This is a genomic window from Nitratifractor sp., from assembly GCF_015487065.1.
Taxonomy (GTDB): Bacteria; Campylobacterota; Campylobacteria; order Campylobacterales; family Sulfurovaceae; genus Nitratifractor.
Map to the genome: position 1 here is coordinate 1 of NZ_WFQN01000151.1, position 6832 is coordinate 6832.

The 6832-nt window shown below is 51.9% G+C and carries 6 protein-coding genes, 1 tRNA gene and 1 rRNA gene; 5 read left to right on the top strand and 3 right to left on the bottom strand.

Going from position 1 to position 6832, the window contains the following annotated elements; translation table 11 throughout:
• Window positions 1–216 precede the first annotated feature (216 nt).
• Together murD and F8I07_RS08720 are read left to right on the top strand one after the other, a co-directional pair.
• Window positions 217–1506: a UDP-N-acetylmuramoyl-L-alanine--D-glutamate ligase gene (gene murD / locus F8I07_RS08715; RefSeq protein WP_292658466.1), complete on the top strand. Its 1290-nt coding sequence runs from the start codon at window positions 217–219 to the stop codon at window positions 1504–1506.
• Between the two features lie 34 nt (window positions 1507–1540).
• Window positions 1541–1616: transfer RNA gene (locus tag F8I07_RS08720), tRNA-Phe, on the top strand.
• Window positions 1617–1702: 86 nt separating this feature from the next.
• Here the strand turns inward: F8I07_RS08720 and F8I07_RS08725 are convergent.
• Window positions 1703–2398: an HNH endonuclease signature motif containing protein gene (locus F8I07_RS08725; protein ID WP_292658469.1), complete on the bottom strand. Its 696-nt coding sequence runs from the start codon at window positions 2396–2398 to the stop codon at window positions 1703–1705.
• A 157-nt stretch (window positions 2399–2555) separates the two neighbouring features.
• On the opposite strand from F8I07_RS08725, the gene yegS reads away from it, so the two are divergent.
• Window positions 2556–3464 carry a lipid kinase YegS gene (gene yegS / locus F8I07_RS08730; RefSeq protein ID WP_292658472.1) on the top strand — a complete coding sequence of 303 codons (909 nt, stop codon included), beginning with the start codon at window positions 2556–2558 and terminating at the stop codon, window positions 3462–3464.
• Window positions 3461–4351 (top strand): metallophosphoesterase, encoded by an 891-nt coding sequence (locus tag F8I07_RS08735; protein ID WP_292658476.1) that lies wholly within the window; start codon window positions 3461–3463, stop codon window positions 4349–4351. The genes yegS and F8I07_RS08735 overlap by 4 nt, the downstream gene beginning before the upstream one ends.
• A 6-nt stretch (window positions 4352–4357) precedes the next feature.
• On the opposite strand, the gene cls is transcribed toward F8I07_RS08735, so the two are convergent.
• Window positions 4358–5788, bottom strand: coding sequence for a cardiolipin synthase (gene cls, locus F8I07_RS08740; RefSeq protein WP_292658478.1), 1431 nt, complete (start codon window positions 5786–5788; stop codon window positions 4358–4360).
• Window positions 5789–5861: 73 nt separating this feature from the next.
• On the opposite strand from cls, the gene F8I07_RS08745 reads away from it, so the two are divergent.
• Window positions 5862–6602 (top strand): endonuclease/exonuclease/phosphatase family protein, encoded by a 741-nt coding sequence (locus F8I07_RS08745; RefSeq protein WP_292658481.1) that lies wholly within the window; start codon window positions 5862–5864, stop codon window positions 6600–6602.
• A gap of 129 nt (window positions 6603–6731) precedes the next feature.
• Here F8I07_RS08745 and rrf read toward each other — a convergent pair.
• Window positions 6732–6832 (bottom strand): 5S ribosomal RNA (gene rrf / locus F8I07_RS08750); the annotation flags it as partial.

Sequence of the window (6832 nt, forward strand, 5' to 3'; positions counted from 1 at the left end):
CGTCATTTGTCATTGGTTATTGGTCATTGGGTGCAGGGGTTCAGCCCTGTATGCGGGACTGAAGTCCCGCCTCCAAAAATACGCGTCGCAAAGTGACGCCCAAAAATCCAACATCCAACATCCATCATCCATCATCAAAAGCGTTGCCAAGCAACGCATACCGAAATTCTCCATTCTCAATTCTCAATTCTCAATTAATCATCGGAGTTCCCTCCGATGAAACACCTCTCCTTTTTCGGCTACGGCAAAACCACCCGGGCTATCGCCACGCTCCTGGGCGAAGGCTTCGATTTCTATGACGATCGCTGCGAAAAGCCCTGGACCGATGACGCCGGCAACCGGATCCATCCCTCCGAAGCCTTCGATCCCGATCAGAGCCTCATGGAGATCCTCACGCCCAGCATCCGCCCCGACAGCCCATTGCTGGCCCAAGCCAAAAATCCCGTCAGCGAATACGACCTTTTCCTCTCTGAAAGACTGAGAAAAGAGAGCAAGACGTGGTCACAGGACCACCCCCTCTACCCACTACGCACTACCCACTACGCACTTCCGGCTCCTCGTACCGTCTGGATCTCCGGCACCAACGGCAAGACCACGACCACCCAGATGCTCACCTGGCTGCTCGAACCCCACGGGGCCCTCAGCGGCGGCAACATCGGCACCCCGCTGGCCGAACTCGATCCCGAAGCCCCACTCTGGATTCTGGAGACCAGCTCCTATACCCTGCACCATACCCGGGAAGCCTCTCCCAATCTCTACATCCTTTTACCCATCACCCCCGATCATATCGATTGGCACGGCAATGCGGAGAACTACTCGGCTGACAAACTCTCCCCGCTTCTTCGCATGCAGGAAGGCGAACCGGCACTGATCCCTGCCGACCTGAAGCCCCCCGAAAGCTTCGCCTGGATCATTCCCTACAATTCCGACGAGTCTCTGGAGCGATTTTTCGACCTGGATGCATCAGGACTCCGTTATCGCGCTGCATTTCGTCAGGATGCGCTCCTGGCTCTGGCGGTCAGCCGTATCCTTTTCGACGAAGCCGATATCGACCGTCTCAACGCCTTTCGCCTCGACCGTCACCGCCAGGAAGAGATCACCGATGCACAGGGAAGGCTCTGGATCAACGACTCCAAAGCCACCAACCTCGACGCCACCCTCCAGGCCCTCGAAGCCTACCGTGACCGTCCCATTCACCTGATCGCCGGAGGCGATGACAAAGGGGTGGACATGACCCCTCTGATCGAACGTCTGGCCCAACTCGACGCCACCCTCTACACGATTGGCAGCAACAGCGAACGTTTGGCGCGTTTAGCGAGGAAATACAACGTCCCTGTGCATTCTTTCAAGACCCTGGATGAAGCGATGCAGGCCGTCGCCGAAAGACTCCGACAAGGCGAAGTCGCCCTGCTCTCCCCCGCCGCTGCAAGTCTTGATCAGTTCTCTTCCTATGTAGCCAGAGGTGACCGTTTTGTGGAGTTTGTCCGCAGTTTAAGAACTTTTTAATAAAACTCGGATATAATTTCAGTCCACTTCAAACGGCTCGGTAGCTCAGTCGGTAGAGCAAAGGACTGAAAATCCTTGTGTCGGCGGTTCGATTCCGCCCCGCGCCACCATCGATTTCCCAATTAAATAATTCTTCTTTTACCTTCATATTTTATTGGTGTTTTTTTCATAATATTTATACTCAAGTTGGTCCAGTTTAACGATTTTTTACTCCCGGAGAATATACTTTCTGCAATCTGCCCATCAATGATTCAAATATCTCATCATCCACATCAAAGAGAAGAGAATGATACTCTTTTAGTCTCCTAAGATATTCAATCTGTTTCTTCAACGACATGCGGTTCCAACTAGATTTACTTTTAATACGATTGTGTGTTTTTGAAATAATCTGCATATTGTCCGGATGGTGCCTTCCCCCTTCAAAAAGGGAAGTGGCATGGTCAACTTCCAAATCAGTTTTAAAATAGTGATTAAACGTTTTGGCAATAGCCTCCATCTCTTCCAATCTATAACGTTCATGAATATTGAGATCTTGAAAGTCTCGTCGGATACGTTCCGCTCTTGTCAATTCCTCCATCTCTTCTTGTAACTCTTCTTCTTCGATACGGTCCAACTCCTCTTTTGTGGCATATCTAAATTTTCGAGGACGTTCGGAGGTATCTACTTCAATTTCCCCTTTATAAGCTCCTCGCGATACATTGGAATGTATACGAGCAGTCAATTCTCTCATTCCTGTAGTCTCATTTTTTTGCCCCTTAGCCTGCTCTTCTGCTTCTTCTAATATCTTGGGGTATAATTCAGCCACTTTTAGTGCCCATTCTGCCGCTGTGACCCAACCTTCGCATTGCTTCAAAGCTTCTAGGTATTTATCAGTTTTTGTCATTGATGCCATCTTCACTCCTTTGAAGATATTATATCTAGCAAAAAATCTTCGTGGATTTCACTTTCCAAAATTCTCTCAATATCCATTCTGCTAAAATCAGTTAATCTCTTTGAAAAATTTTTGAGAGAACCCTTTTTAAGCAACATTCCATATTTGAAAGGATCCTATGAAGATCCGTCTCATTCTCAACGGTGCAAAAGGCGAGCGTAGTGACGTTCAGGAAGCGATCGACTGGGTACGACGGTACCACTTTTTCGCTCTGGATGTACGCTATACCCAGGAACCCGAAGATTTCGAACGTTTGATACATGACGCGGTCCGGGACGGTATCGACCGTGTCATCGCCGGTGGTGGGGACGGTACCCTCAATCTCATAGTCAACGCCCTGATGAAGCTCCCGGCCAAGCAGCGGCCAGAAATGGCCATTCTGCCTATCGGAACCGCCAACGACTTCGCCACAGCAGCTTTCATTCCGGAAAACCCCAGACAGGCCCTGATCGCCGCAATCGACGGATTTGCCTCGAACGTGGATATCGGAGAGGTCAGTGAACGCTATTTTCTCAATGTTGCCAGCGGAGGCTTCGGAGCAGTGGTCACCGCCGAAACGCCTCCCGAACTCAAAGAGATCCTGGGCGGCGGTGCTTACGCTCTGACCGGACTGCTTAAACTCTTTGATTTTCAACCCATCTACGGTAGCATGAAAATCGGGGAATTCTGTTTTGAAGGAAGTGCCTTCGCCATCGCCGTCTGCAACGGAAGACAGGCCGGCGGGGGAATGGTCCTTGCTCCGGAAGCGAAAGTGGATGACGGGCTCTTCGACATCGTCCTTTATACCCTTGATAATCTCCCTATCCCCGCCACCCTGGCTCCCCCCAGTTCCATTCTGGGTTGGTTACTTCCTTTTAAAAAGATTCTACGGGCTTCCGAAGTGGAGTTCATCCCCGAAGAGGGCCCCCGTCAGATCAACCTCGACGGCGAACCTTACAGCGCCGACAGTTTTAGATTTACTCTGCACCCCGGTGCACTCTCCATGGTCCTGCCCCCCGATACACCGCTTCTGGGAGGGAACCGATGAGAATCCTCCACTGCAGTGATCCCCATTTCGATCTTTCCCTCAAAACGATTCCCTGGAAAAAGTGGTTCGGCAAACGGGCCATCGGCGCCCTGAACCTGCTGGGAGGAAGAGGGCGCTATTTCGACAACGCCGAAGCCAAAATAGCCGCTCTGACCCGATTCAAAGAGCGATACGGTGTCGATCTGGTCCTCTGTACCGGTGATTTGACAGCCCTGGGGCTCACGGCCGAACTGGAGAACGCAGCAGAACTTCTGGCTCCTTTGGCTCAACCGCCTGAGCGCTTTATCGTCATCCCCGGCAACCATGATGTCTACAGCGGTGACGTGATCCGTGGGGACCACTTCCACCTCTACTTTGGGCAATACATGCATACCGACTGGCCCCAGTATGCCGTCGATGGCCCCTGCCCCATCGTTCGGCTCTTTGGAGACCATCTTGCCGTCATTGCCGTCAACAGCGCGAAACCCAACCCCCTCCCCTGGCGCTCCGACGGACACATCCCCCCCGTTCAACTGGAAGCACTGGAGAAGATTCTTGCCGATCCCCGGCTGGAAGATCGTTGGATCTTCGTGATGACCCATTACGCCGCCCGCCTGGCCGACGGCACCCCCGACCGTCCCAATCACGGACTGCGCAATGCCGACGATTTCCTCCGTGCCTGCCGCCCCATCAGACGGGGCGCCATTCTCAACGGACATATCCATCGCTGCTACCGCACACCGCTAAAAAAGGAAGGCTTGGCGATCGATCTCTATTGTGCGGGAAGCGTGAGCATGGAAGGGAGGGAGTGTTTCTGGCTTTTTGATGTGGATACCAAGCAGATGCAGGTGCATCGCGGAGGCTACGATCCGGACTCCGGAGAGTTCCGGATTCTCGAAACCCTATAAAATCTCTTAGAGCACAGGCGCACTCAGGCGCGCCAGCCGCACTCCCACACGGAACCACCAGGGCTTCTGCTCCAAAATTTTCGAATCGATCTCCCGGGAGACGGTAAAGTCATCCAGGAACATCTGCTCGACTTCCGCTGCGAATTTTCGATCCTCCACTATCGCCGTGATCTCGAAATTGAGCCGGAAAGATCGGTTGTCAAAATTGGCCGTCCCCACCGTGGCCAACTGGTCATCGATCAGCATCACCTTCTCATGGAGAAAGCCCTTTTGATACCGGAAAAAGCGCACCCCGGTTTTGCCCGCATCCGCCAGATAACTGAAGGCGGCCAGCCAGACCGGCAGGCTGTCCGATTTTTCGGGAATCAAAATCCGCACATCTACCCCACGCAATCCCGCCAACTGCAACGCATAGACTACCGCATCGTCGGGGACAAAGTAGGGTGAGGCGATCCACAGCCGTTCTTTGGCCTGGTCAATCGCGTGCAAATACATCAATTCCGCCGTATCCATCCAATCCGCAGGCCCCGTAGGGATGACCTGCGCAGCGGCCTCTCCCGACGAGACCACCGGATCCCAACGCAACGCATCCAGTTTCTCTGATTTTGCCCAGTACCAATCTTCGGCAAAGGAAATCTGCGCCCCCATGACTGCCGGCCCCTCGATAGCCACATGGGTATCACGCCAAAAACCCATTTTGGGATCTTTCCCAAGATATTCGTCTCCGACATTGTGCCCGCCGACCCAACACCGTTTCCCATCGACAACGACCACTTTGCGGTGGTTACGGAAATTGACCTGAAACTTATTTCTCCAACCGTGTCGGGTATTGAAAGCACTGGTGTGAATCCCCGCTTCTTGCAAACGCTTCAAATAGCGCTCACTCAAATCGAGACTGCCGATCTCGTCATAGAGAAACCACACCTTTACGCCCCGCTGCGTCGCAGCGATCAGACGATCGGCCATCCGGTTGCCGATCTCGTCATCATGGACGATATAAAACTGAAAGAGGATATATTCCTTTGCCGCATCGATTCCTTCGAGAATGCTGGCAAAGGTCGCTTCGCCGTTGATCAAGAGTTCAACGCGGTTCCCAACGGTAAAAGGCAGATCCGCCAGCTTCTCGGCCACCATAGCCGCATGATCCTCATTCCCTTGGAAACGACGATAGGGATGTAGCGATTCGAGCAGTCGCTCCAAACGCCCTTTGACTTGCCGATCTACCGTCTCTTTGACCTTATAGTAACCGACAAAGCGACTGCGCCCGAAAATCCAATACAGCGGCACCGCCACATAGGGAAAAGTCAACAAAAAAATCACCCAAGCGATCGCTCCTTGAGAGGTCCGAGTCTCCATCATGGCCTTGTAGGCGGAAAAGATTCCCAACAGGTGCATCAAGGCCATCAAGCCCAACAACAATTCCATACTCCAAGACATTCCTCTCCCCCTTCAGTAGCTTTCCGGTACGCTAATGATAGAATCACGGCGATATAGGGGGATTATACACAATATGTTTTTTATCAGAGATATTCAAGCCTCTTGCCACCATGCAAAAGACCCCTTGGAGAGCCTTCCCGAATCCTTCGGTCTCTTGGTGTGGAACGTCAACAAATCCACCGACACCAAACATTATCGCCGACTCTTCGAAATGATCAAGGATACCTGGAACATCCATCTCATTCTCATACAAGAAGCGAGAATGCGACCGCCATCCGCCCCCTTTTTGCTTCCAAACTTTTCTTATTGCAGTGCCCCCAATCTCCAACAAGGAAGCCTACGGTACGGCCTGCTGACGGCGTCAACACCGACGGCTCTAGAAGCGATTGCCATTGCCAGCCATGCCAAAGAGGCGATCATCGGACCCGGCAAAGGAAGCCTCATCACTCGATATGGATTGACAAACGGGGAAACGCTCACGCTGGTCAATCTCCATGCCATCAATTTTAGAGCAGCGCGCATCTACGAGAAAGAGATGAGAAGATTGCAAGAGTATTTACGAAACATCACCGGTCCGATGATCGTAGCGGGAGACTTCAATAGCTGGAGTGAAAAACGGATGCATGTACTTGAAAATTTTCGACAGAAACTCGCCCTCAAGAGAGTCCCGTTCTCCTCGGAAAAAATCAAAACTTTCAGAGGCCATCCCTTGGACCATATCCTTTATAGAGGCTTGGATTGCAAGCGGCACTTCGTACCGGACTTCCTCCACGATTCCGATCACACCCCCCTGATGGTGGAGTTTGGCGTTTAAAAAATTACTTTGCCAATTATCGTGGGAGGTTCACAGAAAACTAGAAAATTAGATACTAAATCTTTAATGATTTTAACAATTTATGAAAGAATGTAAAAAGGAAGTTGATAGAGTATTGAAGTATTCTCAGGGTGGCGCTGACCTACGTTCCCACCAGCGTAGCCGGCAGTATCATCGGCGCTGGGAGGCTTAACTTCCGGGTTCGGAATGGGGCCGGGTGTGACCCTCCC